This is a genomic window from Massilia oculi, from assembly GCF_017582745.1.
GTDB classification, from domain to species: domain Bacteria; phylum Pseudomonadota; class Gammaproteobacteria; order Burkholderiales; family Burkholderiaceae_D; genus Telluria; species Telluria oculi_A.
This window is the reverse complement of record NZ_JAFVIM010000018.1, coordinates 65,147-86,747: the sequence shown is the minus strand read 5'-3', so window position 1 is coordinate 86,747 and position 21,601 is coordinate 65,147. Positions and strand designations below refer to the sequence as shown.

Here is a 21,601-nt window from a genome sequence, read left to right as displayed (position 1 = left end):
CACCCGCCGGTCGAACGCACCATCAGTCCGCCAGCGTCGCCACCACCGGCGCATGATCCGACGGCTGTTCCCACTTGCGCGTCTCGCGATCGATATGGCAGGCGGTGCAGCGATCGGCCAGTGTCTTCGACAGCAGGATGTGGTCGATGCGCAGGCCGCGGTTGCGGCGGAACGCCATCTGGCGGTAGTCCCACCAGCTGTATTGCTTCTCGGGCTGCTCGAACAGGCGGAAGGCGTCCGATAGGCCAAGCGCCATCAGTTCCTGCAGCGCGGCGCGCTCGGGCAGCGAGAAGTGGATGCGGCCTTCCCATTCGGCCGGGTCGTGCACGTCGCGCGCTTCGGGCGCGATATTGTAGTCGCCCAGGATCGCGAATTGCTCGTGCGCGGCCATTTCCGCCGCCACCCAGGTGCGCAGCGCGTCCAGCCAGGCCAGCTTGTACGTATATTTGTCGGAACCGACTTCCTGCCCGTTCGGGACGTAGGCGCAGATGAAGCGCACGCCCCCGATCGTGGCCGCCAGCAGGCGCTGCTGGGCATCTTCATAATGCGGGTTGTTCCTGACCACGTCCTCGATCGGATGCTTCGACAGGATGGCCACGCCGTTATAGGTTTTCTGGCCGGAAAACGCGGCCTGGTAGCCGGCGGCGTTCAGCTCGGCCAGGGGGAATTTGTCATCCGTGAGCTTGGTCTCCTGGATGCAGAGCACGTCGACCGGATTGGCCTCCAGCCACTGCAGCAGATGCGAGAGTCGGACTTTCAGGGAGTTTACGTTCCAAGTAACTATTTTCATTGTTCTATGTGTGTCATGGTAGAGTGTTGGCTGTAACATACTGTCGTGCGGCCAAGTTGCTTGCCAACGAGCTATTATCACCGAGTCCGCGATCGGCCATTGGGCGGCCTCTCTTTCCTTGGAGGGAAGTGAGGCGCCAACTTGGCTAAGTCGCAACAGGTGATAATAAAATTGATTAACAGATTGCCAAAGAGTATTGCTCCACCGCCGGGTCGGCGCTATAAACGAGATCAGGTGGAGTTTGATACGAACGAACTCGGCAGTGTGAGTTTGTTGCTTTTCGGTAATAATAAAATTGCGTACGGGCAACTTCCATTGTACCATTAGCGTGTCGTGAGGCAGGTTCGGTCGGACCACACAGTTGTCCAGGACCATCGACACGCGGTAGTGGTACTATTGTGAAATATTCGGTTTCACGAGTTAATAATCCGAACGCAGATTTGAAAAAGGACAGAAATGCGCAGTGCATTTGAAGCGTGGGCCCAGCGTGAGGGTCATATTGTTCGCCGCCGCGAAGACAAGCCCGAGGAATACCTCGTTTTTGAAACCCAGCGCCGTTGGGTGATCTGGCAGGCAGCGCTGGCGCATGGCGCCAAGGCCGCCGCCGACACGCCGTCGAAGTTCGCCAAGGATGGCGAGCAGAAGCCGGCGATCGCCCAGGACGAAGCAGCCGTGCGCAATCGCGTGCTGAACGAAGTGCTGGACGCCTTCAGCGAACTGGACGAGACCGCCGGCATGGAAGGCGTGCTCAAGGTCATCCAGGGCCTGAAGAAAAAGCAGAAGGCCGAGACCGAAAAGGCTTGACCCCGTCCGCATGCCGACGCGTTACCGCCATTACAAGGGCGGCATCTACGAGCTGGTGTGCGAAGCAGTGCTGGAAGCCGATCACACACCCGTGATCGTCTATCGCGGCCAGGATGGTGTCGTGTGGGTACGGCCCCGTGACGCCTTCTTCGAGGAGGTAGCGGTCGACGGCAATACCCTGCCGCGATTCACCTTGCTCGACGCCACACCCGCGTGAGCGGAGCAGGCAGGGCTTCAGTGTCGGCGCACTGCTGCCGTTAACGGGGTATCTGCCTCTTGAAGCTCGCCATGCCGTTTCCATACCGCTCGTTTGCCGTTGCCGCTGTTGCCTCCCTTGCCCTGGGCGGCTGCGCGACCATGTCTGAATCCCCCGTGCAACAGCTCGAGGTGCGCGCCGTGCTCGATTACCGCGAGATCGGCGGGGTCGGTTGCATCCTCAGCAATGACGTGGGCCGCTGGTACATGATCGCGCCCGGACGCGTGACCGTCACCCGCAGCAGCCAGCCGCTGTCGATCAGCTGCAAGAAGGGCTCGGCCGCCACCGCCGCCGAAGTCGTCCAGGCCCGGCTCGACACCAGCAACCTGATGGGCAACCTCGTCATCAGCGCGGGGCTCGGCTATTTCGTCGACCGCCATTCGGGGGCGGGGTATGGCTATCCGGCCATTCTGACCGTCGTGATGCAGCCGGCTGCGCCGCCAGCCGAGGCGGCAGGGGCGAATCCGCTCGATACGCGGGTGTTCTGAGCCACCAAGTAAAACGGCCCCGCATGCGGGGCCGTCTTCGTTGCACGCCTCAGGCGGCGACTACACCCTCGCTTTACACCCTATTCATCAGGAAGGTCGTCAGCAGCGGCACGGGACGGCCGGTCGCGCCCTTGTTCGCGCCCGATTTCCAGGCGGTGCCGGCGATGTCCAGGTGGGCCCAGGTGTACTTGCGGGTGAAGTTCTCCAGGAAGCAGGCCGCGGTGATCGAGGCCGCGCCCGGGGTGCCGATATTGGCCAGGTCGGCGAAGTTCGACTTGAGCTGGTCGTTGTAGATCTCGCCCAGCGGGAAGCGCCATGCCACGTCGCCGGCTTGCTTGCCAGCGTCCAGCAGCTCGTTCGCGAGGCCGTCGTGGGCGGCGTCGTCGCGGGTGAACAGGCCGCTGGTGTGGTGGCCCAGGGCCACGATGCAGGCGCCGGTCAGGGTTGCGATGTCGACCACGGCGGCCGGCTTGAAGCGCTCGGCGTAGGTCAGGGCGTCGCACAGGATCAGGCGGCCTTCGGCGTCGGTATTCAGGATCTCGATCGTGGTGCCGTTCATCGCGGTGACGATGTCGCCCGGCTTGCTGGCGCGGCCCGATGGCATGTTCTCGCAGGCGGCAACGATGCCGACCACGTTGAGCTTCAGGCCCATCTCGCCGATCGCGCGGAAGGTGCCCAGCACCGAGCCGGCGCCGCACATATCGTATTTCATCTCGTCCATGCCTGGACCAGGCTTGAGCGAGATGCCGCCGGTGTCGAAGGTGATGCCCTTGCCGACCAGGACCACCGGCGCATCCTTCGATTTGCCGCCGTTGTGCTTGAGGACGATGAACTTCGGCGCTTCGTCGCTGCCCTTGGCCACCGACAGGAAGCTGCCCATCTTGAGCGCTTCGAGCTGCTTGCGCTCCAGCACTTCGATGTCGAAGCCATAGTCGTCGGCCAGCTTGCGCGCGGTAGTGGCGAGGAAGGTCGGGGTGCAGACGTTCGGCGACAGGTTGCCCAGCTCGCGGGTCAGGTTCATGCCGTTGGCGATGGCCGCGGCCTGGCTCAAGGTAGCCTTGTCCAGGCCAGCGGCCGGCGCCGCAACGACGATCTTGCGCACGCCGGTGATGGCCGGATCTTTCTTGCTCTTTTGGCCGTCGGTACGGAATTCCGCTTCGCTGGCGCCAAGCACCAGGGCGCGCAGCGCCCAGTTTGCGTCGCGCTCTTTCACGCTGTCGAGCGGGAATGCGATAATGGCGTCCGCCGCGCCCAGGGTGGAAAACACCTTCAGTGCGGCGGTGACGCCGGTGGCGAAGCTTTTCTCGCTGACGGTTTCATCGGCGCCGAGGCCGACCAGCAGCACGCGGGGAGCCGCCACGCCGGCCACGCCGCGCAGCAGCAGGGTCGAACCCGGCTTGCCGCTGATGTCGCCCGACTTGAGCGCCGCGCTGATGTCGCCGTTCACATCGAGTGCTTTTGCCGCAGCCGACAGTTTCTTGTTCTCGTACACCGCAACCGCGATGCAGCCGGATTTCGCAGCGGCCAGGGTGTTTTTTGTGTCGAATGCTTTTATGCTAAAGTCCATTTGGTTCTCCGTTTCGATGTTTGGCGGCGGACTGCCTAATCTGCAATTATAACTACTCTATTGAATGATTTTCCGACGTTCCCTGCAACGTGAACTGGCGAGCGCCGCGGGCGCCACTTTCACGGTGCTGTTTTCCATCCTCGTCACCTGGACCCTGATCGCCATTCTTGGCCGGGCCGCGGGCGGCAAGGTGGCATCCGGCGACGTGCTGGCGCTGATCGTATTCCGCAGCGCCGAGCTCTTGCCGATCATCCTGATCCTCACGTCCTTCATCGCGGTGGTCGCGACCATCACGCGCAGCTATCGCGATTCCGAGATGGTGGTCTGGTTCGCCTCGGGTCAATCCCTCCTTGGATGGATCCGGCCGGTGCTGGTCCTGGGCCTGCCGATGGTGGCCCTGGTCGGCGCGCTGTCCTTCGTCGTCACGCCCTGGGCCAAGATGAAGAGCGCCGAATTCGTCGAGCGCTTCCAGAAGCGCGAAGACCTGCAGCGTGTGGCGCCGGGCCAGTTCCGCGAGTCCAGCTCGAGCGACCGCGTGTTCTTCGTCGAACGCAGCGCCGAGGGCTCGACCGTGGTGCAGAACGTGTTCGTCGGCGGCGTCGACGGCGACAGCCACTCGGTGGTGGTGGCCAAGCAGGGCGTCATCGAATCGGACGGCAAGGGTGGCCAGTTCCTGGTGCTCAGCAATGGCCGCCGCTACGAGGGCGTGCCGGGCCAGGCCGATTTCCAGACCATGGAATTCGAGCGCTACAGCATGCGCGTGGCGACCCAGGCGCCGATGATCGGCGCCGACGTGCCGGTCGCGGCGCTGTCCACGCCGGCGCTCCTGGTCGCCCCCAACCGCTTCACCCAGGCCGAGCTGCTGGCCCGTATCGCGGCGCCGATCACCTGCCTCGTCCTGATGCTGCTGGCGATTCCGCTCGGCTTCGTCAATCCGCGCGCGGGTTCGTCGGCCAACCTGATCGTCGCCTTGCTGATTTTCTTCACCTATAACAACCTGGTGCGGCTGACCGAAGCCAGCGTCAAGCAGGGCAAGCTCGCCTTCGCCATGGGCTGGTGGCCATTGCACTTCGCTGCGCTGCTGGTGGTGGTGGGCCTGTTCGCCTGGCGCCTGAACGTGAACCACCGCTATCATCCGCTGGTCCTGATCAGCGCCTTCAAGCGCCGCCGCCACCTGAAGAAATCGCCGGCTGCCAAGCGCGAGGAGGCGCGCGCAGAATGAAAATCCTCCAACGCTATTTCGCCGTCAATATTTTCCAGGCGGTGGCCTTCGTGCTGGCCGCCTTCCTGGCCCTGGTCGCCTTCATGGACCTGACCAGCATCCTGCCGTCGGTCGGCAAGAACGACTTCGGCATGCAGCACGCCTTGTTGTACGTGTTGTTGCTGGTGCCGGGCAATGTCTATCAGGTGATGCCGGTGGCTGCCCTGATCGGCACCATCTATACGATGGCGCAATTCGCCTCGAGCTCCGAGTTCACCATCATGCGCGCCTCGTCGATGTCGACCCGCCAGGCCGCCATGATGCTGTTCAAGATTGGCGCGGTGTTCGTCCTGATCGCCTTCGTGTTCGGGGAGCTGATCACGCCGCGCACGGCGCCGATCGCCGAGCGCATGCGCCTGACCGCCAAGGGCGGGTCGGTGTCGGCCGAGTTCCGCTCGGGCATGTGGACCAAGGACAGCGTGCACGCGGACGGGGTGCGCGGCAATATCACCGGCTCGCGCTTCTTCAACGTGCGCCGCATCGCGGCCGACGGCCAGCTCGAGGACGTGCGCCTCTACGAGTTCGACAACAATATGCGCATGCGCTCGATCGTCACGGCGGTGCGCGGCACCTATGGCGGCAACAATACCTGGCGCCTGTCCGACGTCACCGAGACCATGTTCACCAACAGCCGCGAGCTGCCGGCGCCCGGATCAAAGGTTCCGGAAGGGCAGACCATCCAGAGCACCTATGGCCAGGAAACGGCTTCGGTCTCGACCCGCAAGCTCGACAGCTACGTGCTCGCTTCCGAGATCACGCCCAAGATCCTGTCGGTGTCCCGCTCCGACCCCGAACGCATGTCGGCCTCCGAACTGGCCGTGTACACGCGCCACCTGGCCGAAAACCGGCAAGAGACCGAACGCTTCAAGGTCGCGTTCTGGAAGAAAGTCATCGACCCGTTCTCGATCTTCGTGCTGATGGCGCTGGCGCTGCCGTTCGCCTACCTGCACACGAGAAGCGGCGGCGTCAGCCTCAAGATCTTTATCGGCATCATGATCGGGGTGAGCTTCCTGCTCATCAACTCGCTGTTCTCGCACCTGGGCGTGCTGACCATCCTGCCGGCCTTCCTGACTGCAGTGGCGCCGAGCCTGCTGTTCCTGCTGATGGCGCTCGGGGCACTGTGGTGGGTGGAGAGGCATTGATGACGCAGCCAACCCAACGAGGACTGATCCTGTTCGCCCACGGGGCGCGCGCCGCCAGCTGGGCCGCGCCGTTCGAGCGCCTGCGCGACGCCACGCAGGCGCAAGCGCCGGACGCCGAGGTGACGCTGGCCTTCCTGGAACTGATGACGCCCAGCCTGCCGGATACGGTGGCGGCGATGGCGGCGCGCGGGATCGATCGGGTCACCGTGGTGCCGGTCTTCCTGGGGCAGGGCGGCCACTTGCTGCGCGACCTGCCGGCGCTGTGCGACACCATCCGCGCCGCGCATCCCGGCTTGACACTCGACGTGGTCGGCGCGATCGGTGAAGACCCGGGCGTGCAACGCGCCATGGCCGACTATTGCCTGGCCGCGCTCGGCAACTGATATTTGCCTTGATGGCTTGTTGTTCAAATAATATGTTGGTTTTGCGTCGCATTGCCGCATAAAATTTAGTGGCTCCCTATCAGGAACAGCTTGCATGGTGCATGATCGCCTGAAGTCTTCTTCAGGATATTGGCATGAGCACCGAACTCGACTACGCCCCGGTCGGCATCGTTGACGACCGCGACACGCTGTTCACCACCCTGCACGACGGCGACCTCGCCGCTACCTTGAGCGCGATCGACACCGGCCCGCTGACCGGCGGGCGCTGGATCATCGACGACTAGGCGCAGCCCGGCCTGTTCAGGATCGCCTACGATCCGGCGGTCGACACCTCGGCGCGCCTGCTGGTGGCGAATGCGGCCTTGCTCGAGGAAGGCCGGCCGACCTCGGTAACCGTGCACTACTACGACCACAACGGGCTCGACGCGCGCGGCAATTCCTTGCCCGGCCGTGGCGTCGCCGAGACGCTGGTGTATGCGGTGGAGGCGGGACGCACGCAGGACCTGGCGGGTTTCGGCGCCGAGTCCGCGCTCGATGCGAACGGCGCCGGGACCGATCCGGCCATGGCCACCCTGGCCGATGGCCGCCTGGTCACCGTGTGGCAGTCGGCTGGCGCGTCGCTCTGGTGCCGGATCGGCGAGACCGCGTTCGAGCTCACCGGCGCGGCCGCGACCGCACCTGCGGTGATGGGGCTCGCCAACGGCGCTTGCGTGGTCGCCTATGGCGTCGACAGCGGCATCGCCTGGCGCATCGTGGGCGCCGACGGCAGCATCGGTGGAGAGCACAGGCTTGACACCGGCGCGCACGCGGACGCCGCCATGCCCGACCTGGCGTTATTGCAGGACGGTGCCTTCGCCCTGGCCTGGCGCGAAGGCGGGCAGGTCGCGGTGCGCCAGTTCGACGCCGACGGCGCGGCGCGCGGCGCCGTCGAGACCTTCGGCGCGCTCGGGACGGCCTACAGCCCCCAAGTCGTCGCGCACGGCGATGGTTATGCGGTGTCGTGGGGCGAGATCGGCGACGGCAACGTCTACCTGGCGCGTAGCGGCGCAGCCCCGGTCGCCGTCAATGGCGACGGCATGGCGGCCAGCGACAGCACCGGCGCGCCGCTCCCGGGCATGACCGCGCTGGCGGACGGCGGCTTCGTGGTGGCCTGGGACAGCTATGCCAACAACCCCATCGGCTTTGCCAGCAGCGACATCTTTTTCCAGCGCTACGACGAAGCCGGCCAGCCGGCGGGCGGCATCACCCAGGTCAACACCGACTACGCGATTACGGGCCGGTTCGACGCCCAGGTGACGGCGCTCGCCGACGGCGGCTTCGTCGTGGCCTGGCAGGCGGGCGACTTCGACGGCAATGGGATCTACGGACGCCGCTTCGACGCCGCGGGCAACGCGCTCGACGTGAGCGAGTTCGCGATCAACGAACTGCGCCAGGGCGACCAGGCCCGCCCGGCGCTGAGCGCGCTGGCGGATGGCGGGTTTGCCGCGGCCTGGGTCGACACCCAGGCCGATGGCGCTGGACGGATCGAGACGCGGCTGCTGGCCGCCGCCGAACCCCAGGCGTTGGCGCTGAGGCACGACATCGACGGCGTCGCCGGACAAGCCTACCGGCTGTATGCGGCGGCCTTCGACCGCACGCCGGACCCGAAGGGGCTGGGCTACTGGATCGACATGATGGACAAGGGCGTGAGCCTGCGCGCCGCCGCCGCCGGATTCACGAACAGCCAGGAATTCATCGACCTGTATGGCGCCCACACGAGCGATGCGCAATTCGTCGACCTGCTGTACCAGAACACGCTGCACCGCGCGCCGGATGCGGACGGGCGCCAGTTCTGGGTCGATGCGATGCAGGTGCAGCACGCGCCGCGCGAGGAGTTGCTGGCGCAGTTCAGCGAGAGCCCGGAAAACCAGGCGCAGGTGATCGCGGCGATCCAGGACGGGATCGCGTTCACTCCGTGGTTTTAAAATTCAGGCCTGGTGCTCGCGCTTGGCAAGCGCCTCGCCCATCATCACCAGTACGGGCCCATGGCCCGGCTCGAGGCCGCGCGCAAGGTCGGTAAGCGTCAGGCGCAGGATGCGCTCGTCGGCGCGGCTGCAGTTTTCCACCACCACCACCGGCAGGTCGGGGCGCCGGCCCTCGGCCAGCAGGCGCTCGGCGGTGGCGGCGGCTTCGCGGCCGCCCATGTACTGGACCAGGGTGTCGGTTTCGGGCAGGGCTGGATGATCGGGCTCGTCCGGCGCCGTGCTCGAGGTGAAGAAGGCGACGCTGCGCGCCAGTCCGCGCTTCGTCAAGGGCTGCTTGGTCGCGGCGGCGGCCGCCACCGCGGTGGTGATGCCGGGGACGACTTCGACTTCGACCCCCTCGGCCTCCAGCGCCCGCAATTCCTCGTCAGCGCGGCCGAACAGCATCGGATCGCCGCCTTTCAAACGCACGACCAGCGCGTACTTTCTCGCGCACTCGACCAGCTGTTCGTTGATCAAGGTCTGCGCCGTCGAACGCTGGCCAGACCGTTTGCCGACCGAGATTTTCTCGGCCCGCGCGCACAGCTCCAGCATCTCGGGCGTAACGAGGGCGTCGTACAGGACGACATCGGCCTGGGCCAGCAGGCGCGCGCCGCGCACCGTGATGAGGTCAGCCGCGCCGGGTCCGGCTCCTACCAGATACACTTTTCCCAGCGCCGCCATACGTTCCTCTATAACGATTACTCTTCGATGCGGATCATACCCGCTGCGACGGTCTGGTGGGTGACTTCGTCGATCAGGATGAAGGCGCCGGTGGCGCGGATGTCGGCGTAGGCGTCGGCCGCCAGCGGCTGCTGGACCGTCAGCTGCACGCGCGCGATGTCGTTCAGCTTCAGGCCTTCGGCCGGATGACGTTGCTGCGTGTTGACGTCGAGGATGGTGTCCAGGCGCGCCACCTTGGCCGCGGTCTGGCGCGTGCCGTGCTTGATCCAGTACTTGCGGCGCAGGTCCAGCGGCTCGTCGGCCATCCAGCAGACGTCGGCCGTCACTTGCTTGAGCAAGGTCGCCGGCTGCGCGCTGCCGGCCAGCATGTCGCCGCGCGAGACGTCCACGTATTCGTTCAGCACCAGGGTCACCGACTGGCCGGCCACGGCCGATTCCAGCGAACCGTCGAAGGTGACGATCTCTTTCACCGTCGCGCTCTGGTTCGAGGGCTGCACGACCAGCCTGTCGCCGACCTTGACGACGCCCGATTCGATGCGGCCCATATAGCCGCGGAAGTCGTTCGCCTCGTGGCCGTTGTGGCGCGCCACCAGCTGCACCGGGAAGCGGAATGGCGCGGCGTGCGACTGGTCGTAGACCGACAGCGATTCGAGCAGCTCGATCAGGGTCGGGCCTTCATACCAGGCCAGTTTGTCCGAACGGTCCACGACGTTGTCGCCGGCCAGCGCCGACAGCGGGATCGCGGTGATGTCCTTCAGGCCCAGCGATTGCGCGAACTTTTCGTATTCAGCCACGATGCGCTCGTAGACGCCGCGGTCGTAGCCGACCAGGTCCATCTTGTTCACGGCCACCACGACGTGCTCGATCTGCAGCAGCTTGGCGATGGTCGAATGGCGCTTGGTCTGCGTCAAGAGCTGGACGCTGCCGTCTTCGCCGAACTTCACCTTCGACACGTCGATCAGGATGATGACGGCATCGGCGGTCGAAGCGCCGGTGACCATATTGCGGGTGTACTGCTCGTGGCCCGGGGTGTCGGCGATGATGAACTTGCGTTTCGGCGTGGCGAAATAACGGTAGGCCACGTCGATCGTGATGCCTTGTTCGCGCTCGGCTTCGAGGCCGTCGGTCAGCAGCGACAGGTCGATGGTGTCGCCCACGGTGCGCTTGTGCTTGGCGCGCGAGACGGCTGCCAGCTGGTCGGCGAAGATGCCCTTGCTGTCGTACAGCAGGCGGCCGATCAGGGTGCTCTTGCCATCGTCCACCGAGCCGGCGGTGATGAAGCGCAGCAGGGTCGAACCCGCTTGTTGGTTCAGTTTTTCAGTCATGGCGTTCATCAGAAATATCCCGCTTTCTTGCGTTTTTCCATCGAGGCTTCGGAGGTCTGGTCGTCCATCCGGGTCGCACCGCGTTCCGTCACTTCGGTGACGGCCGTCTCGGCGATGATGCCGGCCACGGTATCCGCACTTGACGCCACCGGGCAGGTGCAGGAGATGTCGCCGACGGTCCGGAAGCGCACGGTGCGGTTCTCGACGGTCTCGCCTTCGCGCGCCGGGGTGAGCGGGGTCAGCGGCACCAGCAGGCCGTTGCGCGGGATGACGTCGCGCTGGTGGGCAAAATAGATCGACGGCAGCGCCAGCTTTTCGCGGGCGATGTACTGCCACACGTCGAGCTCGGTCCAGTTAGAGATCGGGAACACGCGCATGTTCTCGCCCGGGTGCACGCGGGTGTTATACAGGTCCCACAGCTCGGGGCGCTGGGCTTTCGGATCCCACTGGCCGAACTCGTCGCGGAAGGAAAAGATGCGTTCCTTGGCGCGCGCCTTTTCTTCGTCGCGGCGGGCGCCGCCGATGCAGGCGTCGAAGCCGTGCTCGGCGATGGTTTCCAGCAGGGTCACGGCCTGGGCCGCATTGCGCGAATCCGTTTGCGGATTGCGCAGGCGCACGGTGCCGCGCTTGATCGAGTCTTCGACGCTGCCGACGATCAGGCGTTCGCCCAGCTCGGCGGCGCGCGCATCGCGGAAGGCGATCACTTCGTCGAAGTTGTGGCCGGTGTCGATGTGCACCAGCGGGAAGGGGAACTTGCCCGGGCGGAAAGCCTTCTCGGCCAGGCGCAGCAGGACCACCGAGTCCTTGCCGCCCGAGAACAGCAGGGCAGGATTGCTGCATTCGGCCGCCACTTCGCGCAGGATGTGGATCGCTTCCGATTCCAGCGCGTCCAGGTGGGCGGCGTTCACGTCGCTCAGTACTACATTGTCGCTAACAGTTGTCATGGCTGTGCCTGTTCTTTTCTCGGGTCGTGGCTCAAGCGGCCACGGATTTGATGCGAATAAGTTTGCCGTCCACTACGTGCAAGCCGCATTCCTTCGATTCCGGGTTTTCCCACCACCAGCGTCCGGCGCGCACGTCCTCGCCCGGCTGGATGGCCCGGGTGCAGGGTTCGCAGCCGATCGACGGGTAGCCGCGGTCATGCAGGGCATTGTAGGGCACGTTGTTGCTCCGCAGGTAGTCCCAGACGTCCTGCTCGCTCCAGTCGGCCAGCGGATTGAACTTCTGCATGCCGTGTGCATGGTCGTCTTCCTGCACCGCCAGTTCGGCGCGCGTGCTCGACTGGGCGCGGCGCTGGCCGGTGATCCAGGCGCGCTTGCCGGCCAGGGCGCGGCCCAGCGGCTCGACCTTGCGGATGCGGCAGCATTCCTTGCGCATCTCGACGCTGTCGTAGAAGGCGTTCAGGCCGTGGTCCGCGACGTAGCGCTCCACTGCCTCGGCTTGCGGGCTGTACAGGGCAATGTCGTAGTCATACACCTGCTTGACGCGCTCGACCATCGACAGCGTCTCGGCATGCAGGCGGCCGGTCTCGAGCGAGAAGATCGCGATCGGCAGTTTCGCCTTCAAGATCAGGTCGGTCAGCACCATGTCTTCGGCCGCCAGGCTCGATGCGAACACGGCGGGCGTGAAATCGCGGGCAATACGGGTCAGTATCGCGTGGGTTTCTTCCACGCGATGATGCAGGTCGCTCATGTTGAAGCTCCTAGATGCTGGCGCCGAGGTCGCGGTGCTCCGCCGGGGTATCGCGTGGGACCCTGCGGAACAGCGGGATCGGATTGTCGACCGTTGCCTGGTAGGTTTCCGAAAACACCGACAAGCCCTTGAGTGCGTCGTGGATGCTGCGGTCTTGCCTGGTGGCGTAGGCGTCGAAGCCGCAGCGCGCCATCTGGAACAGCTGGTCGCGCAGCACGTCGCCGATCGCGCGCAATTCGCCGGTCCAGCCGAGGCGCTTGCGCAGGTTGTAGGCGATCGAATAGCCGCGGCCATCGGTGAATTTCGGGAAGTCGATGGCGATCACGGCAAAGCGCTGCAGGTCGTCCTTGATGGCGGCGGCGCTTTCGTCCGGCGCCAGCCACACGCCAAGTTCGGAGCGGTCGGCCAGCACATTGCGCTGGGCCAGCCACACGGTCAACGGCACGATGATCTTGCCGGACGGGACTTCAACAGTCTCCGCGGTCTGGTTCTCGTCGAGCTTGAGTACGCTCCAGTCGTCGTCGACCACTTCGCGACCCTTGATGATCTGTGGGTGTCGGTCAAGCATAGTGGTCCTCTCCAACCAGTTCTTCCGCCGCGATCGGCGTGGCGTATACATGTTCCTTGAATGGGGTGATCCCCAGGCGCTGCACGGTGTCGACGAAGCGCTCACCTTCGATGCGACAGCGGACATAGACTTCGAGGAGGCGTCCGATGACCTCAGGCATCTGCACCGCCGAGAACGACGGGCCGATGATCTTGCCGATGGCGGATTCGTTGCCCTGGGCGCCGCCGATCGACACCTGGTACCACTCGCTGCCGTCCTTGTCGACGCCCAGCACGCCGATATTGCCGACGTGGTGGTGTCCGCAGGCATTGATGCAGCCCGAGATATTCAGTTCGATGTCGCCGATATCGTGCTGGAAGTCCAGGTCGTCGAAGCGTTCGGCGATGGCGGCGGCGATCGGGATCGATTTCGCGTTCGCCAGCGAGCAATAGTCGCCGCCCGGGCAGGCGATGATGTCGGTCAGCAGGCCGATGTTCGGCGTCGCCATGCCTTTCGACTTGGCCAGCTGCCACACCTCGAACAGTTTATCTTGCTCGACGTCGGCCAGCACCAGGTTCTGCTCGTGGGTCACGCGCACCTGGCCGAAGCTGAAGCGGTCGGCCAGTTCGGCCACGAAGTCCATCTGCTCGGCGGTGGCGTCGCCCGGCGGCACGCCGGTCTTCTTGAGCGACAGCACGACGGCGGCATAGCCCGGCACCTTGTGCGGCTTGACGTTGCGATTGAGCCAGTTGGCGAAGGCGCGGTTGTCACCGTGCGCGGAGGCGAGCTGCGACGCAGCGACGTCGGTGTCGGCCAGTTCGCGGTAGGCGTGCGGCTGGAACCACTTGGCCACGCGGTCGAATTCTTCCTGGGTCAGCGTCTCGGGACCATCCTTGAGGTCGGCCCATTCTTCCTCGACCTGGCGCGTGAATTCCTCGACGCCCAGGGCCTTGAGCAGGATCTTGATGCGGGCCTTGTACTTGTTGTCGCGGCGGCCGTGGGTGTTATACACGCGCATCACGGCTTCGGTATAGGTCAGCAGGTGCTGCCACGGCAGGAACTCGCGGATCACGCTGCCCAGGATCGGGGTGCGGCCCATGCCGCCGCCGGCCATGAACTTGAAGCCGACTTCGCCGGATTCGCTGCGCACGACGGTCAGGCCGATGTCGTGCACGGCGATCGCGGCGCGGTCTTCCAGGGCGCCGTTGATGGCCACCTTGAACTTGCGCGGCAAGGCCAGGAATTCGGGGTGGAAGGTGCTCCACTGGCGCAGGATTTCGGCGAAGGGACGCGGATCGACGATCTCGTCGGCCGCCACACCGGCGTATTCGTCAGTGGTAATGTTGCGGATGCAATTGCCGGAGGTTTGGATCGCGTGCATTTCGACCGAGGCCAGGTCGGTCAGGATGTCCGGCGTCTGCTCGAGCTCGATCCAGTTGTACTGGATGTTCTGGCGCGTGGTGAAGTGGCCATAGCCGCGGTCGTACTTGCGGGCGATATGGGCGAACATGCGCACCTGGCTCGACGACAGCAGACCATACGGCACGGCGACGCGCAGCATATAGGCGTGGCGCTGCATGTACAGGCCATTCTGCAGGCGCAGGGGCAGGAATTCTTCTTCCAGCAGCTCGCCGGAGAGGCGGCGCGCGACCTGGTCGCGATACTGGGCGATGCGCTCGCGCACGATGAGGTGGTCGTAATGGTCGTAACGGTACATGTGCTGGGGTCCGTGAAGGGCAGGCGGATGGTGTTCGCCCATTAAATAATGTCCCGATGATACGGAGCTAAGCTTATATTCCAAACTACGGATAATTTATTTGCTTATATACGTAACCCGAATAAGCATCTTAGAATGTCGTTCGTTACCGGTCTGCTGTCTCTTTAACAACAATAATTATCAAATGAATCTCCACCAACTGCGCTTCGTGCGCGAGGCCGTACGCCAGAACTACAATCTGACCGATGCCGCCAAAGCATTGTTCACTTCCCAGCCCGGGGTCTCGAAGGCCATCATCGAGCTGGAAGAAGAACTTGGCGTCGACATCTTCACCCGCCACGGCAAGCGCATCCGCGGCCTGACCGAGCCGGGACGGCTGGTGCTGCAATCGGTCGAGCTGATCATGCAGGAGATCGACAGCCTGAAACGCATCGGCAAGGAATACGCCGCCCACGACAGCGGCAGCTTCACCATCGCCACCACCCACACCCAGGCGCGCTACATGCTGCCGAAGGTGGTGCAGGGCTTCATGCAGAAGTATCCGAAAGTGCGCCTGTCGCTGCTGCAGGGGAATCCGAAGCAGATCGCCGACATGGTCAAGAACGACCAGGCCGACCTGGCCATTGCCACCGAATCGATCGCCGCCGTCGAAGGCCTGATCACCTTGCCCGCCTACCAGTGGGAGCACGTGGTGGTGGCGCCGCCGGACCACCCGCTGTTCAAGTCGCGCGCCATTTCGCTCGAAGAAATCGCCAGCTACCCCGTGATCACGTATGATGCCGCCTTCGCCGGCCGCAGCAAGATCGACCACGCCTTCTCCTTGCGCAACCTGAAGCCGGACGTGCTGCTGGAAGCGATCGACGCCGACGTGATCAAGACCTATGTCGAGCTGGGCATGGGCGTCGGCATCATCGCCGGCATGGCCTTCGACCCCGAGCGCGACCGCAACCTGCGCGCGCTGCCGGTCGGCCACCTGTTCGGCATGAACACCTCGCGCGTGGCGATCAAGCAGGGCGCCTACCTGCGCAGCTATATCTATACCTTCATCGAGCTGCTGACGCCGACGCTCAACCGCAAGATGGTCGAGTCGGCGATGCGCGGTGGGGAAAACTACGAACTGTGATGGAATCAACGATGGACAAGAACGAGGTCATTGCCTACTACGACGGCATCGCCGCCCACTACGACAACGCTAGCGCCGACTATTCGGAAGAGCAGCTGGAAGACCTGGACGAGGCGCGCGAGCAGCTCGCCACCTTGCTCAGCGGTCACCGCATCCTGGAACTGGGTTGCGGCACCGGCGCCTGGACCGAGGTGCTGAGCGAGAGCGCCGAATCGGTACTCGCGACTGATGCCAGCGCAGCCATGCTCGACCTGGCGCGCATGCATGGCGAAGACCTGGACAATGTCGAATACCGCCTCGCCGATGCGCTGGCCCTGCCGGATGATATCGGCAGCGGCGAGGACAAGTTCACCGCGGTGTTCATGGCCGGCCTGTGGTCGCGCCTGACGCGCGACCAGCAGGAAGCGCTGCTGCTGTCGCTCAAGAAACGCCTGGGCAAGGACGTGCTGCTGGTGGTCTTCGACGATGCGTATGTCGAAACCGAGAGCGCCACCATCGCCCGCACCGACCTGCAGGGCAATACCCATGAATTCCAGCTCGACGCCGACGGCAACCGCCACGAGCTGGTCAAGAATTACCCAACCGACAGCTACCTGCGCAAGCGCCTGGACAAGGTCGGCCGCGAGATCAAGATCGCGCGCTGGGAGTTTTATTGGGTGCTGACCTGCCGCCTCAAGTGATGTCGCAGGACTTGCACATCTGGGTCGACGCCGACGCCTGTCCCGCCGTCATCAAGGACATCCTGTTCCGGGTGGCCGAGCGCCTGCAGCTCAACGTCACGCTGGTCGCGAACCAGCTGATCCGGGTGCCGGGCTCGCGCTTCATCCGCGCGCTGCAGGTGCCGGCCGGGCCCGACGTGGCCGACGCCGAGATCGTCGCGCGCGTGAACCCGGGCGACATCGTCGTGACCGGCGATATTCCGCTGGCGGCGCAGGTGCTGGACAAGGGCGGCCTGCCGCTCAATCCGCGCGGCGAGTGGTACACCAGGGACACCATCGCCCAGCAATTGACGATGCGCGCCTTCATGGAAGAGCTGCGCGGCAGCGGCGTCGATACCGGCGGGCCGGCCGCCTTCAGCCAGGCCGACCGCCAGAACTTCGCCAATGCGCTCGATCGCCAGCTGGCGCGGTCCAGGCCGCGCGCGCCGGATCGTTAGACCGGCAGCGCCGAATGGCAACACATATTGACCCGCGCACGATACGGTTGTGTCGTTGATAACAATGTTGTTCTTGTTATAATTTGTCAAGGGTGCACGCGCTAGTGATGGCGTGGCAGGATGCGCGATGGTCGGGCCGCCACGCGTAACGGTTCACGCCCATGTCAACCGGACGCGGGCGTGAGCGTTGAGAGCTTGCCATGCACGCCAACGTACTACCCGATCACCGCACCAAGCCACTGTCGTCAGTATTCCCGAGGGTGGCCGCATGACGCGCACCCGCTACGGCCTGCGCTCGCCCGACAGCCCCGACGGCCGCAGCGGCGCCAGCCTGCTGATCGAGCGCATGTACGCCTGGCGCGGCTACCAGGCGGCAAGGCTCGACGCCGACGACCCGCACCGCATCACCCTGACCGCGTCCGACCGTGGCGAGGTGGTGGGCACCCTGACCATCGGGATCGATGCCGGCCGTGGGCTGATGGCCGACCACATGTACAAGGAAGAACTGGATGCCTTGCGGCGCCAGGGCGCGCGCCTGGCCGAGGTCACCAAGCTCGCGTTCGACCATTCGGTCCAGTCCAAGCACGCGCTGGCCAGCGTGTTTCATCTTGCCTTCATCTACGCGCGCGAGATGCACGGCTGCACCGACGCCGTCATTGAAGTCAATCCGCGCCATCGCCGCTTCTACGAACGCATGCTCGGTTTTCGGCAGGTCGGGGAGCTGAAGGTGAATCCGCGGGTGAACGCGCCGTCCTTCCTGCTGCACGTCAGCCTGGCCTATGTGGCGCAACAGGTCGAGGCGGTCGGCGGCGCGTTCAAGCGCGGCATCGACACCGGCGAGCGCTCCTTCTACCCCTATTTCTTTTCGCCGGAAGAGGAACGGGGCATCGCGGCCCGGCTGCTGCGCACCGAGGTCGCCGACGCCGATCGCTGAGCCAGGACGTGGCCAGCCGGTGGGCTCAGGAAAAGAGCCCGGGATCGTAGTGCCAGCGCTTGAGCGTGGTCGCGCCGATCGCCGCGGCGCCATCATGCCGGTGATTGATCAGGACATTGTATTCTTCGGGCACGATCACGGAAGGAACCAGCAGCAGCGCCGTCGTGCGCGCCAAGACCCAGGCGTCGCCGAGGGGCCTGGAGGTGAGGCCGGCCGGAATCGCATCCCATCCCGCAGGCGGTGGATCGAGCACCCTGCGTGCGGCCCACAGCGCATCGGGAATGTCGATCCTTACCAGGTAGCGGTTGTACGGCAGGCCTTCACCGCTGAAGTAATGCACCGTTTCGAGCGTGGCGAGGGCGATGCTGCTGGCGCAATAGACGACGGGTGTGCCCTTGCTGTTCCATCGTCCTCCGGTCGTGCTGGCGCCGATGCCTTGCATATCGTGCGGGTTGTAGTCCGGCGTTTCGCTTGCGATCCGCCAGGCCGTGACGGTCACGCGTAGACCCCGCTTTGCGTCCTTGCGAGCAGTTCGGCCACCAGGCGCTGGCCTTCGATGGTGTCCATATAGCTGGCAGGCGTCGCGCCAGCCAGCGCCGGAACCGGACTGGCGAGCCAGCCGGCCACCCAGCGCGCCGCATCGAAGCCGGCCGGGTCGCCCGATTGCTGCACCATTGTGTGCACCATGCCGATCAACATGCCCACCCCGAGCACACGCTCCGACTCGTCCCTGGACAGGGGCGTGGCGCTTCTTTCCTTGCGATTGATCGTGGCCCGCGACAGGCCGAGGCTCGCGAGCAGGTTTTCCTTGCTGATGCCCATGTGCGTGGAGAGCTCGCCGATGCTGGAGGCGGGAACACCCTCGCGGATGAGCGCGATCCTGGCCTGTGGGTCGACGTGGTAGAGCTGGCTCGCCTCGGCGACGAAATGGGTGGACTCGCCAGTGGGGGCAGCGGCGGGATAGGTGACGGCATCGGCCAGACCGGATGCTGCGCCGCCATGGCCGGACTTGCGGGTGCGCGCTGCCGTTGCGCCTGCTTTCACTTTTCTCGACTTGGACATGATCGTCTCCTTTGATCCTTCACTCTACTTCAGGTGAGACAAACGGTCGTTGGAGTATGTCCGATGATTGATCGGTCGCAAGCGATGACCCGACGCGGCTACGGAAGTCATTGTGGGCGCCATGAAAAACGCCGGCATGTGCCGGCGTCAGGCATTCCCGCGGACACGGGAACGAAGAGGAAACCGTCACAGGCCGCCGGAGGCGACCTGCGCGGCCCTGCGTCATTAGAACGAGTGACGCAGGCCGACGGTGAACACCGAAGGATCGGCGCCCAGCGCGGTCGCTGGCGGGGTCACGTTGTTCGACGAGGCGTTGATGCCGAACACGCCGCGGCTGTTGTTGCGCAGTTGGGCGTAGGTCGTGTAGATGTTGGTGCGCTTCGACAGCGAGTAGGTGTACGACACCGACACGGTGTTGCCCTTGGCATCGGAGTTGTCCAGCTTCTGCTGCTGGAAGTTCAGGAAGAACTTGTTCGCGCCGACGGCGTACGAAGCGCCGATGTTGGCATTCGTGTACTCGATGTCGGCGGCGGCGCCGGTGCCTTCCACCTCGGCCTTCATCCAGTTGCCCTTGATTTCGAACGCGCCGAAGTTGTAGCCGGCGCCGAAGGCCATTTCCTTGTCGTCGCCTTCGCTCAGGCGCTCGATGGTGTGGTAGCCGGCGCCCAGGTACAGGCCGCCGTTCTTGTATTCCAGCGATGCGCCCAGCAGGTCGCCCGATGGGTCGACGGTCTTTTCGCCGGTCGAGTAGGCGGCGTTGACGACGAAGCCCGACAGCGAGTTCGATTTGTAGTTGACCGAGTTGGCCAGGCGGCGGGTCAGGCGGTTGGTGCCGAAGGCCGACAGGTTCGAGCCGTACAGGCCCTGGCCGTTGATGTCCGATGCGGCGGCGACGGCGGCGATCGGCGAGTATTCGCGGCCGACGGTCAGGGTACCGAAGTCGCCCTGCAGGCCGACCACGGCGCGGCGGCCGAAGGTCTGCGAATCGGTGGCGCCGGTGTCGAGCGACACGCCGGCTTCGATGTTGAACAGGGCTTTCAGGCCATTGCCGAGATCTTCGGTACCGCGGAAGCCCAGGCGGCTGCTCGACTGGTTGCCCGAGCTGACGGTGGTGCGGCGGTCTTCGCCCGGTGCATCGGTGTCTTCCAGGGCGATGGCAGCGTCCATGACGCCGTAGATCTGGACGTTGGTCTGGGCTTGGGCGAACAGTGGCAGGGACGACAGCACAGCGGCAGCCAGGAACTTATACTTCATGAAGATCTCCAGTTTAGTTTCGACAAGATGTTGAGTTATCAATCAACTCAGATCGACAGCGATCTTATCGAGCCAATATGTCGAGTTCATGACATCCTGACTATGTTGTTTTTACGCAATAGCCCGAATAATATTCTTTACTTTCGGGAGCCGTAGAAAACTTTAGACGACATGTCCGCTCAGCGGCAGCACGATGTCGATGCGGGTGCCCGGCGCTTCGTCGCCGGCGATGGTGATGTCGCCCCCCATCCCCCAGACCCGTTCGCGCATGCCGACCAGGCCCAGCGACTGCGCCTTCTCCATGTCTTCGGCGCGGATGCCGCGGCCGTCGTCCTGGATCGTCACCAGCAATTCTCCATTGGTGCGGTAGAGGTTGAGCAGGACGTTCTGGGCCCCCGCATGGCGCGCGATATTGGTCAGCGCCTCTTGCACGATGCGAAACACGGCCGTGCTTGCGGCATCGTCCAGGCGCAGCTCGGCCTCGTCGGCGAGCAGGGTGCAGGCGATGCCGTGGCGTTCGACGAATTCGTCGCGCAAGCCCTGCAGCGCGAAATACAGGCCGCCTTCGTCGAGGGCCCGCGGACGCAGGTTGGCGGCGATCCGGCGCAGCGAGGCGATGGCGGTGAGCAGGTTGGTTTCCATGCCGGCGACCAGGCGCACGCTATCGTCCGGCAATTGGTCGACCCGGGCCAGCAACGTCAGGTCCATGCGCAGCGAAGCCAGCAGCTGGCCGAGGTCGTCGTGCAGCTCGCGCGCGATGTGGGTGCGCTCTTCTTCGCGGATGCTTTGCAGGGCCGAGGACAGCTGGCGCAGCTGGTCGTGCGAGCGCGCCAGCTTTTGCTGCACCAGGTGGCGCTCGGACACGTCGCGCAGGATCACCGTAAACACGAGGCGGCCTTCGTGCTCGACGCTCGAGATCGATCCCTCGATGGGAAACAGCTGGCCGCCGGCGCGGATGCCGGTGACGGCGTAGTCGGTGGCGCGCCGTCCCGCGCGGCCGCCGCCGGCCGGGAAGTAGTCGAATGGGGTATGCGCTTCTGGCGAGGGCGGCTGGATGAAGCGCGACAAACGGCTGCCCTGCATGGCGCTCACGCTCGAATTGAACATCTGGGCCGCGGCCGGGTTGGCCAGCAGGATGGTGGTGTGCTCGTCGACCGACAGGATGGCGTCGCTCGCGCTGTGCACGATGCGGCGGCTGTCGAAGCCGCGCGCGCCGCGCTGTGGGCCGCGGGCGCGCCTCGGCGCAGCGGCCATATTGCCGGTGCAATAGTCGGACAGGAAGCCGGCCACCAGCTCAGCCGGACCCGTGCGGCGGCTGCGTGCCCTGCGCTGAGGTCTCATGCGGAATAGATATATAGAGGGGAGGGCCGCAGACGCGGACCTGGCCCTCTACATTATGCGCAAGGAGGAGGGTGG

The 21,601-nt window shown here is 64.8% G+C and carries 24 protein-coding genes; 12 read left to right on the top strand and 12 right to left on the bottom strand.

Translation table 11 applies throughout. The features are described 5' to 3' along the window. Positions 1–22: 22 nt before the first annotated feature. Complete coding sequence (gene xth / locus J3U95_RS19540; protein ID WP_208280328.1) at positions 23–790, bottom strand: exodeoxyribonuclease III; 768 nt, start codon at positions 788–790, stop codon at positions 23–25. A gap of 456 nt (positions 791–1,246) precedes the next feature. Here xth and J3U95_RS19535 point away from each other — a divergent pair, with 456 nt between their 5' ends. From J3U95_RS19535 to J3U95_RS19525, 3 genes are all read left to right on the top strand, one after another. After that, positions 1,247–1,594, top strand: coding sequence for a phiTE_015 family protein (locus J3U95_RS19535; RefSeq protein WP_208280327.1), 348 nt, complete (start codon positions 1,247–1,249; stop codon positions 1,592–1,594). Positions 1,595–1,604: 10 nt separating this feature from the next. Continuing rightward, positions 1,605–1,811 carry a DUF1653 domain-containing protein gene (locus J3U95_RS19530; RefSeq protein WP_208280326.1) on the top strand — a complete coding sequence of 69 codons (207 nt, stop codon included), beginning with the start codon at positions 1,605–1,607 and terminating at the stop codon, positions 1,809–1,811. Positions 1,812–1,951: 140 nt separating this feature from the next. Continuing rightward, positions 1,952–2,338 (top strand): hypothetical protein, encoded by a 387-nt coding sequence (locus tag J3U95_RS19525; protein WP_208280325.1) that lies wholly within the window; start codon positions 1,952–1,954, stop codon positions 2,336–2,338. A 73-nt stretch (positions 2,339–2,411) separates the two neighbouring features. On the opposite strand, the gene J3U95_RS19520 is transcribed toward J3U95_RS19525, so the two are convergent. After that, positions 2,412–3,905, bottom strand: coding sequence for a leucyl aminopeptidase (locus J3U95_RS19520; protein WP_208280324.1), 1,494 nt, complete (start codon positions 3,903–3,905; stop codon positions 2,412–2,414). A gap of 64 nt (positions 3,906–3,969) precedes the next feature. Between J3U95_RS19520 and lptF the strand changes: the two genes are divergently transcribed. The 5 genes from lptF to J3U95_RS28650 all read left to right on the top strand — a co-directional run bounded on the left by lptF (position 3,970) and on the right by J3U95_RS28650 (position 8,655). Next, positions 3,970–5,127 carry an LPS export ABC transporter permease LptF gene (gene lptF, locus J3U95_RS19515; protein ID WP_208280323.1) on the top strand — a complete coding sequence of 386 codons (1,158 nt, stop codon included), beginning with the start codon at positions 3,970–3,972 and terminating at the stop codon, positions 5,125–5,127. Next, positions 5,124–6,308, top strand: coding sequence for an LPS export ABC transporter permease LptG (gene lptG, locus J3U95_RS19510; RefSeq protein ID WP_208280322.1), 1,185 nt, complete (start codon positions 5,124–5,126; stop codon positions 6,306–6,308). The genes lptF and lptG overlap by 4 nt, the downstream gene beginning before the upstream one ends. Further along, a complete protein-coding gene (locus J3U95_RS19505) occupies positions 6,308–6,691 on the top strand; it encodes a sirohydrochlorin chelatase (RefSeq protein WP_208280321.1) in 384 nt (127 codons plus the stop codon). Before lptG ends, J3U95_RS19505 begins: the two co-directional genes overlap by 1 nt. A gap of 134 nt (positions 6,692–6,825) precedes the next feature. Further along, entirely contained in the window at positions 6,826–6,975 is a 150-nt protein-coding gene (locus J3U95_RS19500; protein WP_208280320.1) for a hypothetical protein, read from the top strand. Positions 6,976–7,038: 63 nt separating this feature from the next. Beyond that, positions 7,039–8,655 carry a DUF4214 domain-containing protein gene (locus tag J3U95_RS28650; RefSeq protein ID WP_208280319.1) on the top strand — a complete coding sequence of 539 codons (1,617 nt, stop codon included), beginning with the start codon at positions 7,039–7,041 and terminating at the stop codon, positions 8,653–8,655. Between the two features lie 3 nt (positions 8,656–8,658). Here the strand turns inward: J3U95_RS28650 and cobA are convergent, their stop codons facing one another. The 6 genes from cobA to J3U95_RS19465 are packed head-to-tail and all read right to left on the bottom strand — an operon-like array spanning position 8,659 to position 14,656. Further along, positions 8,659–9,375, bottom strand: coding sequence for a uroporphyrinogen-III C-methyltransferase (gene cobA / locus J3U95_RS19490; RefSeq protein WP_208280318.1), 717 nt, complete (start codon positions 9,373–9,375; stop codon positions 8,659–8,661). Between the two features lie 17 nt (positions 9,376–9,392). Then, on the bottom strand, positions 9,393–10,709 hold the full coding sequence (locus tag J3U95_RS19485) for a sulfate adenylyltransferase subunit 1 (RefSeq protein WP_208280317.1): 1,317 nt from the start codon (positions 10,707–10,709) through the stop codon (positions 9,393–9,395). After that, positions 10,709–11,644 carry a sulfate adenylyltransferase subunit CysD gene (cysD, locus tag J3U95_RS19480; RefSeq protein ID WP_208280316.1) on the bottom strand — a complete coding sequence of 312 codons (936 nt, stop codon included), beginning with the start codon at positions 11,642–11,644 and terminating at the stop codon, positions 10,709–10,711. The genes J3U95_RS19485 and cysD overlap by 1 nt, the downstream gene beginning before the upstream one ends. A gap of 31 nt (positions 11,645–11,675) precedes the next feature. Then, positions 11,676–12,392 (bottom strand): phosphoadenylyl-sulfate reductase, encoded by a 717-nt coding sequence (locus tag J3U95_RS19475; protein ID WP_208280315.1) that lies wholly within the window; start codon positions 12,390–12,392, stop codon positions 11,676–11,678. Positions 12,393–12,402: 10 nt separating this feature from the next. Then, positions 12,403–12,960, bottom strand: a complete 558-nt coding sequence (locus J3U95_RS19470) for a DUF934 domain-containing protein (protein ID WP_208280314.1) — start codon at positions 12,958–12,960, stop codon at positions 12,403–12,405. Beyond that, positions 12,953–14,656 (bottom strand): nitrite/sulfite reductase, encoded by a 1,704-nt coding sequence (locus J3U95_RS19465; RefSeq protein WP_208280313.1) that lies wholly within the window; start codon positions 14,654–14,656, stop codon positions 12,953–12,955. The genes J3U95_RS19470 and J3U95_RS19465 overlap by 8 nt, the downstream gene beginning before the upstream one ends. Before the next feature lie 184 nt (positions 14,657–14,840). Between J3U95_RS19465 and J3U95_RS19460 the strand changes: the two genes are divergently transcribed. The 4 genes from J3U95_RS19460 to J3U95_RS19445 all read left to right on the top strand — a co-directional run bounded on the left by J3U95_RS19460 (position 14,841) and on the right by J3U95_RS19445 (position 17,869). Then, positions 14,841–15,779, top strand: coding sequence for a CysB family HTH-type transcriptional regulator (locus tag J3U95_RS19460; protein ID WP_208280312.1), 939 nt, complete (start codon positions 14,841–14,843; stop codon positions 15,777–15,779). Further along, the gene (locus J3U95_RS19455) at positions 15,779–16,459 is read left to right on the top strand and encodes a class I SAM-dependent methyltransferase (protein WP_208280311.1); all 681 of its coding nucleotides are present in this window, start codon (positions 15,779–15,781) and stop codon (positions 16,457–16,459) included. Before J3U95_RS19460 ends, J3U95_RS19455 begins: the two co-directional genes overlap by 1 nt. 11 nt (positions 16,460–16,470) lie before the next feature. After that, positions 16,471–16,935: a YaiI/YqxD family protein gene (locus J3U95_RS19450; protein WP_208280372.1), complete on the top strand. Its 465-nt coding sequence runs from the start codon at positions 16,471–16,473 to the stop codon at positions 16,933–16,935. A 268-nt stretch (positions 16,936–17,203) separates the two neighbouring features. Then, a complete protein-coding gene (locus J3U95_RS19445) occupies positions 17,204–17,869 on the top strand; it encodes a GNAT family N-acetyltransferase (protein ID WP_229519959.1) in 666 nt (221 codons plus the stop codon). 25 nt (positions 17,870–17,894) lie between these two features. On the opposite strand, the gene J3U95_RS19440 is transcribed toward J3U95_RS19445, so the two are convergent. The 4 genes from J3U95_RS19440 to J3U95_RS19425 form a co-directional block, all read right to left on the bottom strand. After that, positions 17,895–18,368, bottom strand: coding sequence for an RES family NAD+ phosphorylase (locus tag J3U95_RS19440; RefSeq protein WP_208280310.1), 474 nt, complete (start codon positions 18,366–18,368; stop codon positions 17,895–17,897). Further along, positions 18,365–18,931 carry an Xre family toxin-antitoxin system antitoxin gene (locus J3U95_RS19435; RefSeq protein ID WP_208280309.1) on the bottom strand — a complete coding sequence of 189 codons (567 nt, stop codon included), beginning with the start codon at positions 18,929–18,931 and terminating at the stop codon, positions 18,365–18,367. Before J3U95_RS19435 ends, J3U95_RS19440 begins: the two co-directional genes overlap by 4 nt. 225 nt (positions 18,932–19,156) lie before the next feature. Then, entirely contained in the window at positions 19,157–20,185 is a 1,029-nt protein-coding gene (locus tag J3U95_RS19430; RefSeq protein ID WP_208280308.1) for a porin, read from the bottom strand. 162 nt (positions 20,186–20,347) lie between these two features. After that, positions 20,348–21,526 carry a PAS domain-containing sensor histidine kinase gene (locus J3U95_RS19425; RefSeq protein ID WP_208280307.1) on the bottom strand — a complete coding sequence of 393 codons (1,179 nt, stop codon included), beginning with the start codon at positions 21,524–21,526 and terminating at the stop codon, positions 20,348–20,350. Positions 21,527–21,601 lie beyond the last annotated feature (75 nt).

Bases quoted from the DNA above. Each gene is read 5' to 3' on its own strand.
- cobA (WP_208280318.1), bottom strand. From the start codon at position 9,375: ATGGCGGCGCTGGGAAAAGTGTATCTGGTAGGAGCCGGACCCGGCGCG.
- J3U95_RS19445 (WP_229519959.1), top strand. From the start codon at position 17,204: ATGACGCGCACCCGCTACGGCCTGCGCTCGCCCGACAGCCCCGACGGC.
- J3U95_RS19525 (WP_208280325.1), top strand. From the start codon at position 1,952: ATGTCTGAATCCCCCGTGCAACAGCTCGAGGTGCGCGCCGTGCTCGAT.
- xth (WP_208280328.1), bottom strand. From the start codon at position 790: ATGAAAATAGTTACTTGGAACGTAAACTCCCTGAAAGTCCGACTCTCG.
- lptG (WP_208280322.1), top strand. From the start codon at position 5,124: ATGAAAATCCTCCAACGCTATTTCGCCGTCAATATTTTCCAGGCGGTG.
- J3U95_RS19505 (WP_208280321.1), top strand. From the start codon at position 6,308: ATGACGCAGCCAACCCAACGAGGACTGATCCTGTTCGCCCACGGGGCG.
- J3U95_RS19430 (WP_208280308.1), bottom strand. From the start codon at position 20,185: ATGAAGTATAAGTTCCTGGCTGCCGCTGTGCTGTCGTCCCTGCCACTG.
- J3U95_RS19470 (WP_208280314.1), bottom strand. From the start codon at position 12,960: ATGCTTGACCGACACCCACAGATCATCAAGGGTCGCGAAGTGGTCGAC.
- J3U95_RS19435 (WP_208280309.1), bottom strand. From the start codon at position 18,931: ATGTCCAAGTCGAGAAAAGTGAAAGCAGGCGCAACGGCAGCGCGCACC.
- J3U95_RS19465 (WP_208280313.1), bottom strand. From the start codon at position 14,656: ATGTACCGTTACGACCATTACGACCACCTCATCGTGCGCGAGCGCATC.
- J3U95_RS19535 (WP_208280327.1), top strand. From the start codon at position 1,247: ATGCGCAGTGCATTTGAAGCGTGGGCCCAGCGTGAGGGTCATATTGTT.
- cysD (WP_208280316.1), bottom strand. From the start codon at position 11,644: ATGACAACTGTTAGCGACAATGTAGTACTGAGCGACGTGAACGCCGCC.
- J3U95_RS19520 (WP_208280324.1), bottom strand. From the start codon at position 3,905: ATGGACTTTAGCATAAAAGCATTCGACACAAAAAACACCCTGGCCGCT.
- lptF (WP_208280323.1), top strand. From the start codon at position 3,970: ATGATTTTCCGACGTTCCCTGCAACGTGAACTGGCGAGCGCCGCGGGC.
- J3U95_RS19475 (WP_208280315.1), bottom strand. From the start codon at position 12,392: ATGAGCGACCTGCATCATCGCGTGGAAGAAACCCACGCGATACTGACC.
- J3U95_RS19485 (WP_208280317.1), bottom strand. From the start codon at position 10,709: ATGAACGCCATGACTGAAAAACTGAACCAACAAGCGGGTTCGACCCTG.
- J3U95_RS19530 (WP_208280326.1), top strand. From the start codon at position 1,605: ATGCCGACGCGTTACCGCCATTACAAGGGCGGCATCTACGAGCTGGTG.
- J3U95_RS19500 (WP_208280320.1), top strand. From the start codon at position 6,826: ATGAGCACCGAACTCGACTACGCCCCGGTCGGCATCGTTGACGACCGC.
- J3U95_RS19455 (WP_208280311.1), top strand. From the start codon at position 15,779: ATGGAATCAACGATGGACAAGAACGAGGTCATTGCCTACTACGACGGC.
- J3U95_RS19425 (WP_208280307.1), bottom strand. From the start codon at position 21,526: ATGAGACCTCAGCGCAGGGCACGCAGCCGCCGCACGGGTCCGGCTGAG.
- J3U95_RS19460 (WP_208280312.1), top strand. From the start codon at position 14,841: ATGAATCTCCACCAACTGCGCTTCGTGCGCGAGGCCGTACGCCAGAAC.